At 70.5% G+C, this 19,893-nt stretch carries 16 protein-coding genes; 10 read left to right on the forward strand and 6 right to left on the reverse strand.

Annotated elements, in window-relative coordinates; translation table 11 throughout:
• The first annotated feature begins 5 nt into the window (after positions 1 to 5).
• On the forward strand, positions 6 to 929 hold the full coding sequence (locus MQP27_RS39720; RefSeq protein WP_242774592.1) for an ABC transporter ATP-binding protein: 924 nt from the start codon (positions 6 to 8) through the stop codon (positions 927 to 929).
• A 47-nt stretch (positions 930 to 976) separates the two neighbouring features.
• Positions 977 to 1,693 (forward strand): ABC transporter permease, encoded by a 717-nt coding sequence (locus MQP27_RS39725; protein ID WP_242774893.1) that lies wholly within the window; start codon positions 977 to 979, stop codon positions 1,691 to 1,693.
• Positions 1,694 to 1,702: 9 nt separating this feature from the next.
• Here the strand turns inward: MQP27_RS39725 and MQP27_RS39730 are convergent, their stop codons facing one another.
• Entirely contained in the window at positions 1,703 to 5,017 is a 3,315-nt protein-coding gene (locus tag MQP27_RS39730) for an ABC transporter substrate-binding protein (RefSeq protein ID WP_242774595.1), read from the reverse strand.
• A gap of 147 nt (positions 5,018 to 5,164) precedes the next feature.
• Between MQP27_RS39730 and MQP27_RS39735 the strand changes: the two genes are divergently transcribed.
• Together MQP27_RS39735 and MQP27_RS39740 are read left to right on the forward strand one after the other, a co-directional pair.
• Complete coding sequence (locus tag MQP27_RS39735) at positions 5,165 to 6,085, forward strand: hypothetical protein (protein WP_242774597.1); 921 nt, start codon at positions 5,165 to 5,167, stop codon at positions 6,083 to 6,085.
• Between the two features lie 79 nt (positions 6,086 to 6,164).
• Entirely contained in the window at positions 6,165 to 7,178 is a 1,014-nt protein-coding gene (locus tag MQP27_RS39740) for a COX15/CtaA family protein (RefSeq protein WP_242774599.1), read from the forward strand.
• Here the strand turns inward: MQP27_RS39740 and MQP27_RS39745 are convergent.
• Together MQP27_RS39745 and MQP27_RS39750 are read right to left on the reverse strand one after the other, a co-directional pair.
• Entirely contained in the window at positions 7,155 to 7,742 is a 588-nt protein-coding gene (locus MQP27_RS39745) for a hypothetical protein (RefSeq protein ID WP_242774601.1), read from the reverse strand. The genes MQP27_RS39740 and MQP27_RS39745 overlap by 24 nt on opposite strands.
• A gap of 88 nt (positions 7,743 to 7,830) precedes the next feature.
• Positions 7,831 to 8,394, reverse strand: a complete 564-nt coding sequence (locus MQP27_RS39750; protein WP_242774604.1) for a helix-turn-helix domain-containing protein — start codon at positions 8,392 to 8,394, stop codon at positions 7,831 to 7,833.
• Positions 8,395 to 8,599: 205 nt separating this feature from the next.
• Between MQP27_RS39750 and MQP27_RS39755 the strand changes: the two genes are divergently transcribed.
• The gene (locus tag MQP27_RS39755) at positions 8,600 to 10,150 is read left to right on the forward strand and encodes a hypothetical protein (RefSeq protein ID WP_242774607.1); all 1,551 of its coding nucleotides are present in this window, start codon (positions 8,600 to 8,602) and stop codon (positions 10,148 to 10,150) included.
• A 71-nt stretch (positions 10,151 to 10,221) separates the two neighbouring features.
• Here the strand turns inward: MQP27_RS39755 and MQP27_RS39760 are convergent, their stop codons facing one another.
• From MQP27_RS39760 to MQP27_RS39770, 3 genes are all read right to left on the reverse strand, one after another.
• Positions 10,222 to 11,328 (reverse strand): amidohydrolase family protein, encoded by a 1,107-nt coding sequence (locus tag MQP27_RS39760; RefSeq protein ID WP_242774611.1) that lies wholly within the window; start codon positions 11,326 to 11,328, stop codon positions 10,222 to 10,224.
• 101 nt (positions 11,329 to 11,429) lie between these two features.
• Complete coding sequence (locus MQP27_RS39765) at positions 11,430 to 11,762, reverse strand: hypothetical protein (protein ID WP_242774614.1); 333 nt, start codon at positions 11,760 to 11,762, stop codon at positions 11,430 to 11,432.
• 70 nt (positions 11,763 to 11,832) lie between these two features.
• Positions 11,833 to 12,786 carry a heme o synthase gene (locus tag MQP27_RS39770; RefSeq protein WP_242774617.1) on the reverse strand — a complete coding sequence of 318 codons (954 nt, stop codon included), beginning with the start codon at positions 12,784 to 12,786 and terminating at the stop codon, positions 11,833 to 11,835.
• Between the two features lie 344 nt (positions 12,787 to 13,130).
• Here MQP27_RS39770 and tkt point away from each other — a divergent pair, with 344 nt between their 5' ends.
• The 5 genes from tkt to pgl are packed head-to-tail and all read left to right on the forward strand — an operon-like array spanning position 13,131 to position 19,834.
• A complete protein-coding gene (gene tkt / locus MQP27_RS39775) occupies positions 13,131 to 15,218 on the forward strand; it encodes a transketolase (RefSeq protein ID WP_242774620.1) in 2,088 nt (695 codons plus the stop codon).
• A 33-nt stretch (positions 15,219 to 15,251) separates the two neighbouring features.
• Positions 15,252 to 16,370 carry a transaldolase gene (gene tal, locus MQP27_RS39780; protein WP_242774623.1) on the forward strand — a complete coding sequence of 373 codons (1,119 nt, stop codon included), beginning with the start codon at positions 15,252 to 15,254 and terminating at the stop codon, positions 16,368 to 16,370.
• A gap of 4 nt (positions 16,371 to 16,374) precedes the next feature.
• Positions 16,375 to 17,913 carry a glucose-6-phosphate dehydrogenase gene (gene zwf, locus MQP27_RS39785; RefSeq protein ID WP_242774626.1) on the forward strand — a complete coding sequence of 513 codons (1,539 nt, stop codon included), beginning with the start codon at positions 16,375 to 16,377 and terminating at the stop codon, positions 17,911 to 17,913.
• Positions 17,910 to 19,055, forward strand: coding sequence for a glucose-6-phosphate dehydrogenase assembly protein OpcA (opcA, locus tag MQP27_RS39790; protein ID WP_242774629.1), 1,146 nt, complete (start codon positions 17,910 to 17,912; stop codon positions 19,053 to 19,055). Before zwf ends, opcA begins: the two co-directional genes overlap by 4 nt.
• Complete coding sequence (pgl, locus tag MQP27_RS39795; protein WP_242774632.1) at positions 19,052 to 19,834, forward strand: 6-phosphogluconolactonase; 783 nt, start codon at positions 19,052 to 19,054, stop codon at positions 19,832 to 19,834. The genes opcA and pgl overlap by 4 nt, the downstream gene beginning before the upstream one ends.
• Positions 19,835 to 19,893 lie beyond the last annotated feature (59 nt).

Raw genomic sequence — 19,893 nt, forward strand, 5'->3', positions numbered from 1 at the left:
GGCCCATGCGAAGTGAGCCCGTGCTCCAGGTTCAGGCCCTGGTGAAGCGGTACGGCACGAAAACCGCCGTGGACGGCCTCGACCTGGTGGCCCAGGCGGGCGTGACCGCCGTACTCGGCCCGAACGGCGCGGGCAAGACCACCACCGTGGAGACCTGCGAGGGGTACCGCAGGCCGGACTCCGGCACGGTGCGCGTGCTGGGCCTCGACCCGGTACGCCAGGCCCGCGAGCTGCACCCCCGCATCGGCGTGATGCTCCAGTCCGGCGGCGTCTACTCGGGCGCGCGGGCGGACGAGATGCTGCGGCACGTGGCGAAGCTGCACGCGAACCCGCTCGACGTGGACGCGTTGATCGAGCGCCTCGGCCTCGGCGGCTGCGGCCGTACCTCCTACCGCCGCCTCTCCGGCGGCCAGCAGCAGCGGCTGGCCCTCGCGATGGCCGTGGTCGGCCGCCCGGAACTGGTCTTCCTGGACGAGCCCACCGCCGGCCTCGACCCGCAGGCCCGCCACGCGACCTGGGACCTGATCCGCGACCTGCGCGGCGACGGCGTCTCGGTCGTCCTGACCACGCACTACATGGAAGAGGCCGAGCAGCTCGCCGACGACGTCGCGATCATCGACGCGGGCCGGCTCATCGCGCAGGGCTCTCCCGAGGAGCTGTGCAAGGGCGGCGCGGAGAACACCCTGCGCTTCGTCGGCCGCCCCGGCCTGGACGTCGGTTCCCTCCTGAAGGCCCTCCCGGCGGACTGCACGGCGGCGGAGCTGACCCCGGGTTCCTACCGCGTGGTGGGCAAGGTCGACCCCCAACTACTGGCCACCGTCGCCTCCTGGTGCGCACAGCACGGCGTGATGCCGGACAAGATCTCGGTGGAACGGCACACCCTGGAAGACGTCTTCCTGGAACTGACGGGCAAGGAGCTGCGCTCGTGACTGTGGGTACGTACACGCCGAAGCCCGGCGCGGCCCCCCTCCCCCGCATGATCGCGGCCCAGGCGGCGCTGGAGACGAAGATGCTCCTGCGCAACGGCGAACAGCTGCTGCTGACGGTGGTGATCCCGACCCTGTTGCTGGTGCTGTTCAGCTCGGTGGACATCGTCGACACGGGCAAGGGCAAGGCGGTCGACTTCCTCACCCCCGGCATCCTGGCCCTCGCGGTCATGTCCACGGCCTTCACGGGCCAGGCGATCGCCACGGGCTTCGAACGCCGCTACGGCGTCCTGAAACGCCTCGCCTCCTCCCCGCTCCCGCGCTGGGGCCTGATGACGGCCAAAACGGCATCGGTCCTGGTCACGGAGCTCCTCCAGGTCGTACTCCTGACGGCAATCGCGTACGCCCTCGGCTGGTCCCCCCACGGAAACCCGGCGGCCGTCCTGCTCCTCCTGATCCTGGGCACAGCAGCCTTCTCGGGCCTCGGCCTCCTCATGGCAGGCACCCTGAAGGCAGAGGCGACCCTGGCCGCGGCCAACCTGGTCTTCCTCCTGCTGCTGGTGGGCGGCGGAGTGATCGTGCCGCTGGACAAGTTCCCGCAGGGCGCCCAGAACGTCCTCGGCCTGCTGCCGATCTCGGCCCTGTCGGACGGCTTGCGGGACGTACTGCGGGACGGGGCGGCGATGCCGTGGGGCGACCTGGGGATCCTGGGTGTGTGGGCGGTTGTGGGGCTGGCGGTGGCGGGGAGGTTCTTCCGCTGGGAGTGAGGGACTGGCTCAGCGGACCCACATCTGGGAGATGAGCGGCCCCAAGCCTGGCGAGGTCTGGTAGTTGCCGAGGCGGGTGGAGATGAAGGACACCTGCTTGACGTTGGCCACGGGAATCCGCACCGCCTCGTCGAGAACCTTCCGATCAACCTCTTCCCACAGCCGACCGGCCCGCCCGGGGTCGGTGCTCACGGCGGCCTGAGCGGAGGCCACGAGCTGGTCGAAGGCCGGGAAGCAGTACTCGGCGAAATTCATGCTGGCCCCGCTGGCCGGACGGAAGCCGTCGCAGGTGAGGAGCGGTGTGAAGTAGGTGGAGGAGGACGGGTAGTCGGGCCACCAGGCCTGGACCATCACCTGTGCCCGCGTACTCGAGTCCGCCACCGTCGGCCAGTACTTGTCGATGTCCGGGAGGACGTGCAGCGTCGCCCGGTAACCGAGCTCGTTCAGAAGGTCCACGAAGTAGGCGGTGGCCCGGCGGTTCGCCTCCGCGTTCCAGGTCCACGCACCCACCCGCATGCCCGCCGTACCGGACGCCCTGATCAGCTTCCTGGCCCGGTCGAGATCGCGTCCGTACGGGCAGTAAGGACGGTAGCCGGGGAAGCTGGGCGGCAGGGACTGGCAGGTCATGGAAGCGATTTCGGCCCCACCTACCAGGGACACCAGCTTCTTCCGGTCGACCGCGTAGGCCAGCGCCTGGCGGACCCGCTTGTCGTCGAAGGGCGGCACCCGCGTGTTGAGGACCTCGTACAGCATGAGGAACGACGGGTCGATACGCAGCCGGCTGGGGTACCGCACTGCGAGCCGTCCCAGATCGGGAAACCCGGGATGGCCGTTGAGGTGGATCGCGAGGTCCGCCCGGCCGGCGTTCACCTCGGCGATCTGCTTCTCAGCCGTAGGGACTGCCCGCCAGCGGATGACGTCGGGATAGCCGTCCGGCTGCGCCACCTGGGACCACCGCCGGAAGTACGGGTTCCGTACGAGGACGAGTTCCTTGCCCTTGTGGTACTCGCCGATCCGGTACGGGCCGGTCGAGGGGACGGGACGGCTGCCCACGTTCTCGGCCGGGGTGCCCGCCGGCGTCGGCACCACGAACAGGGTGAGCTTGCCAAGGAAGTCCGGGTCCGGCTCGGTGAGACGGAAGGTGACGGTGGACTTCACGTCGTCGGTCACGACCCCGCGCGACAGGTCGCAGCGGTCGGGATCGTCGATACACGTTGCCCCGCCGATGATCCGGATGAAGGACAGCGGGTTTCCTGCCTCGTCGGTCAGCGCCCGCTGTACGCCACGGCGGAAGTCCGAGGCCCTGACGGTCCGCCCGTCGGAGTAGTGGACTCCGCGACGCACCGTGAACGTGTAGGTCCGTCCGCCGTCGGTCGGCTGCGGGAGCGCGGTCGCCAGGTCCGGTACGAGGTTGAACTCCTGTCCCCCGGGCACCTGGCGCAAGCCGACGAGATGGTCGTAGGCCACGCTGAGGGCCAGGTACGCCTCTCCTACATAGACGTCGGCCGGGTCGATGCCGCCCTCGAAGGCCGCGCCCAGCCCGAGCACGTTCAGTGTGCCGCCCCGATGCGCAGGCGCCGCGAAGGCCCTGGCTCCGGCCCATACCCTCTCCCCCGCCAGCGCCAGCCCGCGCGGCGAACTCCCGGTACGGACCGTCCGCACCGGCAGTCCGGTACGAGGGTCGAGCCGGACGACCGTGGCGTCGTACTCGTTGCTCACCCAGACCGCGTCCTCCCCCGCGACCACCGTGCGGGGCCCGTCGCCGACCGCGTGGGTGGTGACGACGCCGGTGTGGGCGTCGATGCGGGAGACCGTCAGGGACAGCCCGTTGGCGACCCAGACCGCGTCCTCGGTGACGGCAACACTCCGCGGTCCCGTGCCCACCTGCACCGGTCCGCCGGCCTGCCCCGTAGCCGCGTCGACCGAAGTCACCGTACCGTCAAGGCTGTTGGCCACCCAGACCGTCCCCTGACCCACTCCTATCCCCGTCGGCGCCCGGCCCACCGCGATCTCCGGCCCCACCCGCCCCGTCTCGGGATCGATCCGCCGCACCGCGTTGTCACCGCTCAGCGCGACCCACACCCCACCGGGCCCGGCGGCCACAGCGGAAGGGAGATTGCCCACCTTCACGATGTCCACGACCCGGTTCACGGACGCGTTGATCCGCGAGACCGTCCCGTCCCCACTGTTGGCCACCCACACATCGTCACCGCTCACCGCAACGGCGACCGGCCCCGCCCCGACTGGAATCAACTGCACGGCCCGCGTCTCCGGATCGATGCGGCTGACCGAGCCGTCCCCGCTGTTCGCCGCCCACACCGAACCCGCCCCCCACGCCAGCCCGTCCGGACTCTGCCCGACGCGCACCGGCGGACCACCACCACCGGCCACGGCCCCCACGGTGTTGGCCTCCAGCGAGACGGGGACCGAACGAGGCGCGCTCGCCCCGGAGATGAGGCCGAGGCAGAGGACGGCGACAGCGGCGAAGGACACGACCGGGCTGGGAGTACGCCGACGCCGTCCCGGGGCACGACCCGACACCCGGCGTGGCGCCGCTGCCGTCGGATCGTGCGTCAGCACCGCCTGATGGACCCGCTGCACGGACTCGTCGGGATCCAGGCCCAGTTCGTCCGCGAGCCGGTCCCGTAACCGCCGATAGCAGGCCAGCGCCTCGGCCTGCCGACCGCTCCGGTACAGGGCGAGCATCAGCTGCGCGCACAACTGCTCCCGTAGCGGATGCGCGGCGGCCAACTGCTCCAACTCGCCCACGACGGCGGCGTGCCGCCCCGACGCCAGGTCGGTCTCGATGCGCGCTTCGAGCGCGGACAGCCGCACGTCCTCCAGGCGCGCGGCTTCACGTCGTACGAAGCCGTAGTCGCCCAGATCCTCCAGCACCGCCCCGCGCCACAGCTCCAAGGCCCCACGCAGCGTCCGGCCCGCCTCCGCACAGCGGCCCGCGTCAAGCTCCTCGCGCCCCTTGCGGACCGCCGCCTCGAAGCGCCCGGCGTCCGTCGCCGCGGGGTCGGTGCGCAGCACATAGCCGCGCCCCTGGGTCACGAGCACCTCGGCCGCGGCCCCGCGCGCCCGGTCCGGCTCCAGGATCCGGCGCAGATGGAAGACGTACGTCTGCAGGGAGGTCACCGCTCCGTCCGGGGGGTCGTCGCCCCAGATCTCGTCGACCAGCCGGTCCAGGGTGACGACCCGGTTCGCCTCGATCAGCAGCAGGGCGAGCACCGCTCGCTGCCGGGGGCCTCCCAGCGGCAGGGCGGAGCCGGCACGCATCACGCGCAAGGGGCCCAGTGCGCCGAATTCCATGGCTGACATGGGACATCGCCCTCGTTCCAAGCCGGTACCAAGGCGCTCCAAGCGCCCATTCAGGAGCGTAGCGGGACGGAGCGGTGGAGTGTGACCCACTTCACTCAACAGCCGCTCGCCCCCGGGGCGTTGCGGCCGGAATCCGGGAGAGTCACCATGATCCCTTCATCCGTCTCACGCCATCCGGTGTTCTGGGCCACCGTGCCGTTCCTGTGCGCGGCGCTCGCCGGCAGCGGTCTCGTGTCGACACCGGCCGCGGCCAACGTGCTGCTGGACGAGCCGACAGCCGTGTCCGGGTACACCTACGTGGAACGGCACAGCACGTACGACTCCAGCTCCTCGCGGTCCGTCAGCGCCCCGTGCCCCAGCGGCAAGGTGGTGCTGGCAGGCGGAGTGCGCATGGTCGGCGGCAGGCACGGCGTGCTGCTGCGCGGTTCGTACCCGGTCCACTCGTCCGCCGGGGACCGGTGGACCGCATCGGCCGAGGAGGTCGGAGCCGGCTCCACGGCCAAGTGGCAGCTGCGCGCCTACGCGGTGTGCGCCGACAAGCCGGCCGGGCTGACGTACAAGCAGGCCGACTCGGCGTTCGACTCCTTCAGCCCCAAGATCGTGGCCGTGGCCTGCCCGGCGTCCACCCGGCTGATCGGTCTCGGCGCGCGGATCACGGGCGCCGACCACCGGGTCGGCCTCAACTCCCTCACCCTCACCCGCGGGCTCAGGGCGGGCTACGCACGGGCCAGTGAGGCGATGCCCACAGCGCGGCGGTGGGACATCACAACGTACGCGGTGTGCGCCGATCCGCTCCAGCAGACCTTCCACGAGAGCGCGTGGAAGCACGCCGCCGCCACGGCCTCGTCGAAGACGGCCGTCGCCAGGTGCTGGCCGGGCAGCCGAGCGTACGCAACGGGACTCCGGTTCTACGGGAGCGGCGCCACCCTCGACCGGCTCGCCCCGACGGAGCTGCGCCCGACACCGATCCCGCCCGTTCGGGCCGAAGGAGTGGCGGGGCTGTCCGAACTGGCTCCCGGGACGCCCGCCACCTGGGCCGTCAAGGCGCAGGTGATCTGCGTCCGCTGAACCTCCCGCATGGGGGTGCGGGGTGCCGGAGGTGGCTCCCCGTACCCTCGTGAACGCGTGCACAAGCGGTCCGCCTACGATGGACCGCGTGCCAAACGTGACCCGCGCCGACGCCGTAGCCGCCGTGCGCAACCCGCTCGCCTTCATTGCCGCACGCTGGACGCCGACCCCGAGGACGGTTCAGCGGGCGGCGCTCGCCGCGCTCGTGATGTCCGTCGTCATCGTCGTCACCGGCGGTGCGGTGCGGCTGACCGGGTCCGGGCTCGGCTGCCCGACCTGGCCCAAGTGCACGGACGACTCGCTCACCACGACCAGCGCGATGGGCGTGCACGGCATGATCGAGTTCGGCAACCGCATGCTGACGTACGTGCTGTGCGCGGCCGTCGGCTGGGCGATCATCGCGGCGCGCTCCGAGAAGCCGTACCGCCGGAGCCTGACCCGTCTCGGCTGGGCGCAGTTCTGGATCGTCATGAGCAACGCCGTGCTGGGCGGAATCGTGGTGCTCGTCGGTCTCAACCCGTACACCGTCGCGGCGCACTTCCTGCTCTCCTCCGGGCTGATCGCGGTCGCCACGGTCATGTGGCAGCGGACCCGGGAGGGCGACGGCGCGGCCCGGCCGCTGGTCGGCAAGCCGGTGCAGCAGATGGTGTGGTTCCTGGTGCTCGCCTCGGTGCTGCTGATCGCGGTGGGCACGGTGGTGACCGGTTCCGGGCCGCACGCCGGCGACTCCAGCGAGGTCGAGCGGATGCCGCTGGACTGGGAGACGGTCAGCAAGCTGCACGCCGTACTGGCGTGGATCGTGGTGACGCTGACGTTCGCGCTGTGGTTCGTGCTGAAGGCCGTGGACGCCCCGAAGGGCCCTCTCGACCGCACCCGCGAGCTCTTCCTGATCCTCCTCTCCCAGGGTGTCATCGGGTACGTCCAGTACTTCACGAACCTCCCCGAGGCCCTGGTCGCCCTGCACATGCTCGGCTCGGGCCTGGTGTGGATCGGTGTGCTGAGGGTGCTGCTCGCGATGCGGGAGCGGCCGGACGCCGAGGTGCAGCTGCCGGGGCCGGCCCAGTCGGGGTCAGCGGTCGGGGCCGGGGTCTGAGGAGCCGGCCGGCGCGTTCGCGTCGGGGTCGGGGCGGGTCAGTCCCTCGCCGGGGCTGTCCTTCGGGGGCGTCAGCAGCATGTTGAACACGTCGCGCAGCTTGTCGACCGTCTGCCGCGAGAACATCCCGACGAGCGCGGCCACCGCCGCCATGCCGTACGGGTTGATGTCGGCGGACGACGCCATGCTCGTGGTGAGACCGCCGCGCAGCACGCAGTAGACGACGAGCGCGAGGGCGGCGCCGACGACGGGCTCGATGACGTACATCGGGATCCAGCTGCGCCGCAGCCGACGGTCGCCGACGTACTCGTAGAGCGAGCGCAGGACATGGATGACCGCGCCGAGACCCCCGGCCGCCGTCACGACCACGAAGAGCCGTGTGTCGCGCAGCAGCCGGGGCGTCCAGAAGAGGATCCGCATCCGGTCGGCCTTCTCCGTGCCGGCGCCCGGTGCGGCGGGCGGCGGCCAGGCCTGCACCAGCGCGGTCGCGAGCGCGACGGTCAGGGCCAGCAGTACGGCGATGATCACGACGACGTCCCGCGCCGACGCGAACTCCGTGCCCACGGTCATCTCCGCGGGCCGCGGTTCGCGAGCCGGCCGCGGTCTTCCCGGCTCCCCCTCCGTCACCGCGACTCCCCTGTCCGTCGGTCCGTCAGTCCGTGCCGGACACCTGAGCCTCGGCCAGACCGGCCTGCTCCAGGCAGGTCACGCCGCGCGGGGTGATGGTCCAGGCGTTGTGCCGCCACTGCCGGCTCTTCATGGCCACGCCCGCTGATGTCAGTTTGCGGCCGACGCGGCTGACCTCGGTGATGTCCACCTTGAGGCGGTCGGCGAGTTGCTCGTTGCTCAGGCCCGGCTCGCGGGCGATCTCCGTCAGGAAACGAGCGGCGTGGCCATGGGGGTCGAGGTTGAGCTGAAGTCCGGAGGGCAGCCGGCGCAGGGCCCAGAAGGTGATGTCGATCTGGCCCAGCAGCCGGCCACGCTGTTCGGCGACCTTGGGGTTGTCGCGGTCGGGCACGAGCTGTCCGTACAGGCGTCGCAGTCCGTCGTGGGCCGCGCGCAGAGCCGGCTCGTCGGCGGCCAGGGAGGCGTCGGTGATGAGCATGCCGAGGGCAGCGAAGGACCCCTCCGACATCCCGTAGTCCAACTGCATGTCGTCGATCAGATCCCGCACCTCGGTCGCCCTGTCGCGCCCGGCGCTCTCCCGCTCGCTCATGGTCGTCCCCCGATCTCCAGTCCGGCGTCCCTTCCTCTCCTCCACCATGAAGCGATGTCAAGCGAGTGTCAAGTGACCGTCCATGATTCTTTGCGGAGATCACCGAGTCCCATTCGTTACACATCCATTGACACACTCAATGCGCATATGCGGCGGCCCCCGTTAACATCTGGTTCACGCGCTTCACGCATCGGGGGGATGAATCATGGAAGACAAAGCGTCGCGCGATACCGACCCTTCGATCAGCAGGGTCGAATTATCGGCGGATCCGGCCGACCTCTTCGTGATTCTTTACGATCTGCTTCCGGAAGAGCGCTTCTGTGGCAACGAAGCGATCGACTGGTTTCAGAATTCGACCGTCAGGGGATTCGCGGACCACATCTGCAAGCAGGTGCTGCGGACCGGTCGCGTCACCGAGCGGCTGCGGGGGGAGATCGCCCGCGAGATCGACAACCACGCCCACCGGGGCATGTTCGCCGCCCTCGTCGGGCTCGACTGGGCCCTTGCCGCGGCAAACCCGTTCAGCCCGGCCTACGACGAGTCGGCCATGTCCTCGCTGCGCGTCCGCTATGTCCTGCACGGCCATCTCAACAACCCGCGGGAGACGACCGGCCTCCTGTTGCCCCGCTGCGCACGGCCGGGAAAGGTCGTGTCGGAGTGGGAGCACAAGGCGGACTTCTTCGGAGTGCACCGAGTCACCCGAAGCGACTGTGATCGAATTCGACTCGAGCGGATACCGAGCCGCAATGATCCGGGATTCACGGCCGGAGAAACAGTTTCGGTCGGCGCCGTTCCCGTGCTGCAGAATTACGACGATCTGGTGTTCGAATGGCCTCGGAGGGGTCCGGGCAGGCGATACCGGATCAGCCCTTCCAAGGATCTGGGCGACCGCTTCGGCGAGGTGATCGAGAATCTCCGGGAATCCGGCGCAGAGATAGGCGTCCTGCCCGAGAGCACGGTGTCCAAGCTGCTGGTACCGCGGTGGGAGAGCCGGCTCAGAGAGCTGCCCAAGGACAGCCGTCTGCGGTGGCTCCTGCTCGGTACCGGCCCGGTCGAGGACACCAACCCGCCACCCAACCGGGCCGTCCTGGTGGACTGCCGTACCGGCGAGACGATCCTGGAACAGGACAAGATGGCGGGCTTCACCCTGACCGCCGACCTGGCCGAGCAGTGGCGGCTGCCCGGGGGCCCGCACCGGGGACCCGCCCGCGAGGACATCTCCCGAGGACTCGACATCACCGTGCTGGACAGCTCGCTCGGCCGCCTCGCCGTCCTGATCTGCGAGGACGTCAAGCAGGCCGTCCCCTGGGCGGCCAAGCTCCAGGCCCTCGGCGTCTCGCACATCCTCGTCCCGCTCTTCGCCGCTCCGATCCAGCGCGCGAGGGCCCAGTGGGAGCGCCAGGCAGCCCAGCGCTGCGTCGAGGAGTTCGGCGCCTGGGTGGTCCTCTCCAACAGCCTCGCCGTCGGCGCGCAGTGGGACACGCCGCCCTATCTCGAACCGGGCGACGGCTTCAACTGCGCCGTGGTGGGCCCTCCCGAGCGCAGGGCGACCACCTACACAGAGCTTTACGACACCCAGCTCTGCCGTGCCGACAGCGCCGTGGATCCCTCCCGCGTGCACTACCGCAACGGCACCCCGGTCACCGCCGAGGACGGCATGCCGCTGCCCCTTCCGAGCGTGCGAGCGGGCTGGGCGGACACGGAACCGACCTGGGCGGAAGCGGACGAGGAGCCGGATTGGGGAGAGGCCGGATAGCGTATGCGCACCGTCGGCGGAAGGGCACCCGGACCGCGTGTCCCACCCCGGCCTCTGGAAGCACGCACGCCTCACGCCACCCCGTACACCCGCCGCGCGTTCCCCGCCGCCACCATCCCCGCCACCCGCTGCGCGTCCGCCAAGGACCACGCCCCCTCCGCCACCCAGCCGCCCAGCACCCGGCCCAGCGCCTCGCGGAACAGGCGGGCGGCCACCACGTGCAGTTCGGGCAGGCCGTGTGCGCCGCTGGAGAAGAGGATCTTGCCGAAGGGGGCCAGCTCCAGGAGTTCGGCGAGGACCGTGGCCGCGCGGGCGCCGGTGCGGACCAGGGCCGCGCCCGAGTCGGCGTACACGTGCGGGAAGATGCCGGCGAGATGGGCGGCGTGGCGGTGGTACGGGTAGCCGTGCAGCAGGATCAGGTCGGTGCCGAGGCCGGCCGTCGCGCGGACGAAGTCCGTCAGGAGCACGGGGTCCGTGCGGTCGATGCGCTGGCCCGGTTCGCCCAGCCCGGCGTGCAGTTGGAGGGGCAGCCCCGAGGCGACGGCGATCCACAGCAGATGCCGTAGCAGAACCGGATCGGTCAGCTCGCCGCCGACCCTGCGGCCCGCCAGCCACCGGCCCGCCGCGCCCCGCACCTCCCCCGGGCCCGGCGGCTCGGGCGCCAGCGCCAGGCCGTGCCGTACGCCCGCGACCGAGGTGAACGCGACCGCGCTGCCCGCCGCGCCGTGCACCGACTCGGCGAGGTTGGCGAGGAAGGACTCGACCGTGCCGGAGGTGTCGGCGACCTGCTCGGCGAGCAGTTCGAGCCGCACGATCTCGTGGGCGTCGGCCTCGCCCGTGGAGGCCATCTCGGAGGGGCCGATGAGGTCGCCGGGCAGGCCCGTGTCGACCAGGTAGGTCGTGATGCCGCTACCGCGCAGCAGCCTGCGGCCCGTTTCCAGTACGCCGAGTTCACGGCGGCGGGCGAGATAGCGGGCCGGGGAACAGTGCGGTTCCAGGCCGAGTAACGGCGGGCACCAGCGTCGTACGGCGAAACCGGTCTGGGTGTCGAAGAGCGTGGTGCCGGGGGCGGGCGGGCCCTCGGTGCGCGCCAGCTGGGCCTCGAAGGTGCCGAGGCCCAGTTCCGTGCGCAGTACGCCGTGGCAGTACTGGTCCACGAGGGACGGCGTTTCGATCATCCGGACTCCCGCGTGGACGCTGCGCTTGCTCACAGGTCCTAACGGGTGAACGGGGCACTAGGTGTTGCTACGACACACCCCGTGCGAAACGCCGAGAGAAGTCAGCCGTTGCTCGGGCCGCCCAGCTGGATCCCCGCCATCCGGGTCCACTCGTACGGACCCGTCCGCACCTTCGCCGCGAACTCGCCGTCGAAGTCCTCGTGGACCGTGATGCCGGCCTTCTCGACCGCCTTCTCGGCGATCTCGTACGAGGGTGCCACCAGGTCGCCCCAGCCGCCGTCCTCACCGACCAGGACGATCCGGGTGCCGCGTTCGCCGATGTAGGCCAGCTGCCCCTCGGCGCCGCCGTGCTCCTTGGAGAAGGCGCCGATCTGCTTCACGAGCCGGGCGATCCTGCGCTCGGCCCTCGCGTCAACCTGCTGCGTGTCTGCCATGGCCAGAATGCTACCGACGGGTAGAGGTGAGGACGACGTGACCCTCGCCTCAGGGCCTCACCTCAGGGCCTCACCTGAGGAAGGGGTCCACCGCGACGGCCACGAACAGCAGCGAGACGTACGTGATCGACCAGTGGAACAGGCGCATCTCCTTGAGCTTGCCGCCCGTCACCTCCGCCTTCGCGCGGTTCTGCAGCGCGTGCGCCTCCCAGAGCCACCAGCCGCCGGCGGCCAGGGCCACGGCCGTGTAGAACCAGCCGGTGTAGCCGAGGGGGGTGAGGAGCAGGGAGACCGCGACCATCACCCAGCTGTAGATCACGATCTGCTTGGCGACCACCTTGTTGGAGGCGATGACCGGCAGCATCGGCACGCCCACGCGCGCGTAGTCCTCCTTGACCTTCATGGACAGCGGCCAGTAGTGCGGCGGCGTCCAGAAGAAGATGACCAGGAAGAGGATGAGCGGCGCCCAGGAGAGCGAGTCGGTCACGGCCGACCAGCCGATGAGGACCGGCATACAGCCCGCGATGCCGCCCCACACGATGTTCTGCGAGGTACGGCGCTTGAGGATCATCGTGTAGACGACGACGTAGAAGAGGAGCGCGCCGAGGGACAGCCAGGCGGACAGCCAGTTGACGGTGAGGCCGAACAGGAGCGTCGAGACGACGGCGAGAGAGATGCCGAAGGCGAGGCACTCGCGCGGCGAGACCATGCCGGTGACCAGCGGGCGCTGCGAGGTGCGGTCCATGAGCGCGTCGATGTCGCGGTCGATGTACATGTTCAGCGCGTTGGCGCCGCCCGCCGAGAGGTAGCCGCCGACGCAGGTGAGCAGCACCAGCGTCAGGTCCGGTACGCCCTGCTGGGCGAGGAACATCACCGGAACGGTGGTGATGAGCAGGAGCTCGATGATCCGCGGCTTGGTCAGCGCCACGAACCCCTTGACACGGGCCCCGAACGGCCGGTGACGCGGGCTCTCGCTCGCACCGAGTAGACCCGCTGGACGGGATTCGACGGCCGTCACGCACACCCCTACAGAGACATCCCAGCGAGCCTCACCCGTGTGAAGTCCCGGTAAAGGCTCGCGCGTACCACGCCACTGTAGACGTTGCCCATACCCCGACATTCGCGGGGGTGGGGTCGTGTTGGGGAGGGTCGTACGGAAGGTCGATTGAGCACTCGGATGAGCAGCTCCGTATTCAGTTGCCGAATGCGATCTGCCCAGTCGGGAGGCGGATCCCCCGCGGGCCCGGCAGTCTGGAATGACTCGAAAAATTGCACGTACTCGCGGGGGTAGGCTCGACAACGGCCGGTGGGCGTCCAGTGCGCCGGCATTCGACATGCGTGACATGTGGAGAGGAGCCCTGACTCAGGGTGAGCACCAAGCCGACCACCACAGACCTCGAGTGGACCGAGTTGGACCAGCGGGCCGTGGACACCGCCCGCGTCCTGGCCGCCGACGCCGTACAGAAGGTCGGCAACGGCCATCCGGGTACGGCGATGAGCCTGGCGCCCGCCGCCTACACCCTCTTCCAGAAGGTGATGCGGCACGACCCGGCGGACCCGGAGTGGGTCGCGCGTGACCGCTTCGTGCTGTCCGCGGGCCACTCGTCCCTGACCCTCTACACGCAGCTCTACCTGGCCGGTTTCGGCCTGGAGCTGGACGACCTGAAGGCGTTCCGCACCTGGGGCTCGAAGACCCCGGGCCACCCGGAGTACGGCCACACCAAGGGCGTCGAGACCACCACCGGCCCGCTGGGCCAGGGGGTCGCCAACGCCGTGGGCATGGCCATGGCCGCCCGCTACGAGCGCGGGCTGTTCGACCCGGACGCGGCGCCGGGCGAGTCCCCCTTCGACCACTTCATCTACTGCGTCGCCGGTGACGGCTGCCTCCAGGAGGGCATCTCCGCCGAGGCGTCCTCGCTGGCCGGCCACCAGAGGCTCGGCAACCTGATCCTGCTGTGGGACGACAACCACATCTCGATCGAGGGCGACACCGAGACGGCCGTCTCCGAGGACACCGTCAAGCGGTACGAGGCCTACGGCTGGCATGTGCAGCGCGTCGCCCCGAAGCCGGACGGCGACCTCGACCCGCACGCCATCTACAACGCGATCGAGGCCGCGAAGAAGGTGACGGACCGGCCGTCCTTCATCGCGATGCGCTCGATCATCGCCTGGCCCGCCCCGAACGCGCAGAACACCGAGGCCGCGCACGGCTCGGCGCTGGGTGACGACGAGGTCGCGGCCACCAAGCGAGTCCTGGGCTTCGACCCGGAGAAGTCCTTCGAGGTCTCCGACGAGGTCCTCAAGCACACCCGGCAGGCGCTGGAGCGGGGCCGCGAGGCGAAGGCCGAGTGGGAGAAGTCGTTCCAGCTGTGGCGGCAGAACAACGCCGAGCGCGCCGCCGACTTCGACCGCATCAGCAAGGGCGAGCTGCCCACCGGCTGGGAGGAGAAGGTCCCCGTCTTCGAGCCGGGCAAGGGCATCGCGACCCGTGCCGCCTCCGGCAAGGTGCTGCAGGCCCTCGGCGCGGTGATCCCCGAGCTGTGGGGCGGCTCCGCCGACCTGGCGGGCTCGAACAACACGACCATCGACAAGACGAGTTCGTTCCTGCCGGCCGACAACCCGCTGCCGGAGGCGAACCCGTACGGCCGCACGATCCACTTCGGCATCCGCGAGCACTCCATGGCCGCGGAGATGAACGGCATCACCCTGCACGGCAACACCCGTGTCTACGGCGGTACGTTCCTGGTCTTCTCCGACTACATGCGCAACGCCGTGCGCCTGTCGGCGCTGATGCACCTGCCGGTGACGTACGTGTGGACGCACGACTCCATCGGCCTCGGCGAGGACGGTCCCACCCACCAGCCGGTCGAGCACCTGGCCTCGCTGCGCGCCATCCCGGGCCTGAACGTGGTCCGCCCGGCCGACGCCAACGAGACCGCGATCGCCTGGCGCGAGATCCTGGGGCGCTACACCAAGGTCTTCGGCAAGGGCGCCCCGCACGGTCTGGCGCTGACCCGGCAGGGCGTGCCGGTGTACGAGCCCAACGAGGACGCGGCCAAGGGTGGTTACGTCCTGTTCGAGGCCGAGGGCGGCAACGCGCAGGTCATCCTGATCGCCACCGGTTCCGAGGTGCACGTCGCCGTCGAGGCGCGCGAGCAGCTCCAGGCGGACGGGGTGCCGACGCGGGTCGTGTCCATGCCGTGCGTGGAGTGGTTCGAGGAGCAGGAGCAGGGGTACCGGGACAGCGTTCTGCCGCCGCAGGTGAAGGCGCGGGTCGCGGTCGAGGCCGGGATCGGTCTCACCTGGCACAAGTACGTCGGGGAGGCCGGTCGCATCGTTTCCCTGGAGCACTTCGGTGCTTCCGCCGACGGCAAGGTGCTCTTCCAGGAGTTCGGCTTCACTGCCGAGAACGTGGCCGCCAAGGCGCGGGAATCCCTCGCCGCCGCCCAGCGCTGACGCTCACATACGACACGTAGGAGATGTAATTCCATGACAGACGCACTCAAGCGCCTCTCCGAGGAAGGCGTCGCGATCTGGCTGGACGACCTGTCGCGCAAGCGGATCACGTCCGGCAACCTCGCCGAGCTGATCGACCAGCAGCACGTCGTGGGCGTCACCACCAACCCGACGATCTTCCAGAAGGCGATCTCCGAGGGCGACGGCTACGACCAGCAGCTGTCGGACCTCGCCGCGCGCAAGGTCACCGTCGAAGAGGCCATCCGCATGATCACCACGGCGGACGTCCGCGACGCCGCCGACATCCTGCGCCCGGTCTTCGACGCCACCGACGGCCAGGACGGCCGCGTGTCGATCGAGGTCGACCCGCGTCTCGCCCACAACACCAAGGCGACCGTCGCCGAGGCCAAGCAGCTGGCCTGGCTGGTGGACCGGCCGAACACGCTCATCAAGATCCCGGCCACCGAGGCGGGCCTCCCGGCGATCACCGAGACCATCGGCCTCGGCATCAGCGTCAACGTCACGCTGATCTTCTCCCTGGAGCGCTACCGCAAGGTCATGGACGCCTACCTGTCCGGCCTGGAGAAGGCCAAGGAGCGCGGCCTGGACCTGTCGAAGATCCACTCCGTGGCGTCCTTCTTCGTGTCCCGCGTGGACACCGAGATCGACAAGCGGCTGGACGCGCTGGGCACCGACGAGGCCAAGGCGCTGCGCGGCAAGGCCGCCGTCGCCAACGCCCGCCTGGCCTACCAGGCCTACGAGGAGGTCTTCTCCTCGGACCGCTGGAGCCGGCTGGAGAACGCGGGCGCCCGCAAGCAGCGTCCGCTGTGGGCCTCGACCGGCGTGAAGGACCCGGCGTACAAGCCGACCCTCTACGTCGACGACCTGGTGGCGCCGAACACGGTGAACACCATGCCGGAGGCCACCCTGCACGCCACCGAGGAGAGCGGCTCGATCACCGGCAACACCATCGCCGGCACGTACGAGCAGGCCCGCGCCGACATCGACGCCGTCGAGAAGCTCGGCATCTCGTACGACGACGTGGTGCAGCTCCTGGAGGACGAGGGCGTCGAGAAGTTCGAGGCGTCCTGGAACGACCTGCTCAAGTCGACCGAGGCGGAGCTGGAGCGCCTCGCCCCCTCGGAGGGCTGAAACCTTGGCTCCCCTTCCCGGTTCCGGAGCGAACCCGCTTCGTGACCCTGCAGACCGACGGCTCCCGCGTATCGCGGGGCCGTCGGGCCTGGTCATCTTCGGCGTCACGGGCGATTTGTCACGGAAGAAGCTCATGCCCGCCGTGTACGACCTCGCCAACCGGGGTCTGCTGCCGCCGGGCTTCTCGCTGGTGGGCTTCGCGCGCCGCGAGTGGGCGAACGAGGACTTCGCGGCCGAGGTCCACGACGCCGTCAAGGAGCACGCCCGTACGCCGTTCCGCGAGGAGGTCTGGCAGCAGCTCATCCAGGGGATGCGCTTCGTCCAGGGCACCTTCGACGACGACGACGCGTTCGAGCGGCTGCGCGGCACCATCGAGGAGCTCGACAAGGCGCAGGGCACGGGCGGCAACTTCGCCTTCTACCTGTCGGTGCCGCCGCGCTCCTTCCCGGTCGTCATCCAGCAGCTGAAGAAGCACGGCCTCGCCGACCAGTCCTCCGGCTCCTGGCGGCGCGCCGTCATCGAGAAGCCCTTCGGCCACGACCTGAAGTCGGCCGAGGAGCTCAACGCGATCGTCCACGAGGTCTTCGCCCCGGACCAGGTCTTCCGCATCGACCACTACCTGGGCAAGGAGACCGTCCAGAACATCCTGGCGCTGCGCTTCGCCAACACGATGTTCGAGCCGATCTGGAACCGGTCCTTCGTGGACCACGTGCAGATCACCATGGCCGAGGACATCGGTATCGGTGGCCGGGCCGGCTACTACGACGGCATCGGCGCGGCCCGTGACGTCATCCAGAACCACCTGCTCCAGCTGATGGCCCTCACGGCCATGGAGGAGCCCGCCTCCTTCGACGCGGACGCGCTGGCCGCGGAGAAGACCAAGGTGCTCGGCGCGGTACGGCTGCCGAAGGACCTCGGCCGGGACACGGTGCGCGGTCAGTACGCGGCCGGCTGGCAGGGCGGCGAGAAGGCGGTCGGGTACCTCCAGGAGGAGGGCATCGACCCGAACTCCAAGACCGACACCTACGCGGCCATCAAGGTGGAGGTGGACAACCGCCGTTGGGCGGGCGTCCCGTTCTATCTGCGCACCGGCAAGCGCCTGGGCCGCCGGGTCACCGAGATCGCGGTCGTCTTCCAGCGCGCCCCGCACTCCCCCTTCGACCACACGGCGACGGAGGAGCTCGGCAAGAACGCGATCGTCATCCGCGTCCAGCCCGACGAGGGCGTGACGGTCCGCTTCGGCTCGAAGGTGCCGGGCACGTCGATGGAGATCCGGGACGTGTCGATGGACTTCGCGTACGGCGAGTCCTTCACCGAGTCCTCCCCGGAGGCCTACGAGCGGCTGATCCTGGACGTCCTGCTCGGCGACTCGAACCTCTTCCCGCGCACCGAGGAGGTCGAGCTGTCCTGGAAGATCCTCGACCCGATCGAGGAGTACTGGGACACGCACGGCAAGCCCGCCCAGTACCCGTCCGGTACCTGGGGGCCCGTCGAGGCGGACGAAATGCTCGAGCGAGACGGACGGAGCTGGCGCCGGCCATGAAGATAGACCTCACGGACACCACGGCCAGCAAGATCAATAAGGCGCTGGTCAAGGGCCGCCGGGCCATCGGCACGCCGGCCGTCGGCATGGTGCTCACGCTGGTCATCGTCACGGACGAGGAGAACGCGTACGACGCGCTGAAGGCCGCCAACGACGCCTCGCGCGAGCACCCCTCGCGCACGCTCGTGGTCATCAAGCGCGTCTCGCGCACTCCCCGCGACCGTACGCAGTCCCGGCTGGACGCCGAGGTCCGGGTGGGCGCGGACGCGGGCACCGGCGAGACGGTCGTGCTGCGGCTGTACGGCGAGGTGTCCGACCACGCCCAGTCCGTCGTACTGCCCCTGCTGCTGCCGGACGCCCCGGTGGTGGTCTGGTGGCCGGTGAACGCGCCCCTCGACCCGGCGAACGACCCCCTGGGCGCCCTCGCCCAGCGCCGGGTGACCGACACCTACGCCGCCGAGCAGCCGGTACGGGAGCTCACGGCCCGCGCCGACACCTACACGCCCGGCGACACCGACCTCTCCTGGACCCGCATCACGCCCTGGCGCTCGATGCTGGCCGCCGCTCTCGACCAGGTCACCTGCGAGGTGGAGGCCGTCGAGGTGGAGGGCGAGGAGTTCAACCCGAGCTGCGAGCTGCTGGCGATGTGGCTGGCGGACCGGCTGGACGTGCCGGTGAAGCGGACGCTGTCGGGCGGGCCCGGGCTGACGGCGGTCCGTATGCACACCGACAGCGGGCCGATCGTGCTGGACCGCGCGGACGGCTCGCTTGCGACCCTCTCCATCCAGGGCCAGCCGGACCGCGCGGTGGCGCTGAAGCGGCGGGACACGGCCGAGCTGATCGCGGAGGAACTGCGCCGGCTCGACCCGGACGACACCTACGCCTCGGCGCTGCGGTTCGGCGTGGAGCGGCTGAACGCGGGGCCCTCGCACAGGGTCCCGGTCGAGGAGGCCATGGCCTCCCTGGAGCAGGCCGTCGCGTCCATGGAGGAGGCGGTCGCCACCGCCAAGGAGGGGGCATCCAAAAGTGCCGGCTCCGCGCCCGAAGGAGAAGCGCCGGACGAAGCCGCTGCTGAAGCTCCCGCACCGGAGGCGGCGGAAGCACCGGTGACGGAGGCGGACAAGAAGGCGAAGGCGTCGTGAGCACTCCGCAGCTGGTCGTGCACCGCGACAAGGAACTGATGGCGCAGGCCGCCGCGGCCCGCCTGATCACGAAGATCGTGGACGCGCAGGCCTCCCGGGGCTCCGCGTCCGTGGTCCTCACGGGCGGCCGCAACGGCAACGGCCTGCTGGCCGCCCTCGCGTCCCAGCCGGCCCGGGACGCGGTGGACTGGGGCCGGCTCGACCTGTGGTGGGGTGACGAGCGCTTCCTGCCCGAGGGCGATCCGGAGCGGAACGTCACGCAGGCCCGCGAGGCCCTGCTGGACTCCGTCCCGCTGGACCCCAAGCGGGTGCACGCCATGCCGGCGTCGGACGGCCAGTGGGGCGACGAGGTCGACGCGGCGGCCGCCGCCTACGCCGAGGAGCTGGCCCGCGCGGCCGGCCCCGAGAACCATGGCGCGGTACCCACCTTCGACGTCCTGATGCTGGGCGTCGGCCCGGACACGCACGTGGCCTCGCTGTTCCCGGAACTCCCCGCCGTACGGGAGACCGAGCGCACGGTGGTGGGCGTCCGCGGCGCCCCCAAGCCCCCGCCGACCCGAGTGACCCTCACGCTCCCCGCCATCCGGGCGGCCCGCGAGGTGTGGCTGCTGGCGGCCGGCGAGGACAAGGCCCAGGCGGCGGCGATCGCCCTGTCCGGGGCGGGCGAGATCCAGGCCCCGGCGGCGGGCGCTCGCGGTCGACAGCGCACCCTGTGGCTACTGGACTCGGCGGCGGCTTCCCAGCTGCCCCGGTCGCTGTATCCACCGGCTTCGCCGTGAGCGTCTGACGGCACCAGGACACCAGGGCACCGACCGGGGTGCGGCGAGGGTCGCCTCGC

Source organism: Streptomyces cylindrosporus, assembly GCF_022698165.1.
Taxonomy (GTDB): domain Bacteria; phylum Actinomycetota; class Actinomycetes; order Streptomycetales; family Streptomycetaceae; genus Streptomyces; species Streptomyces cylindrosporus.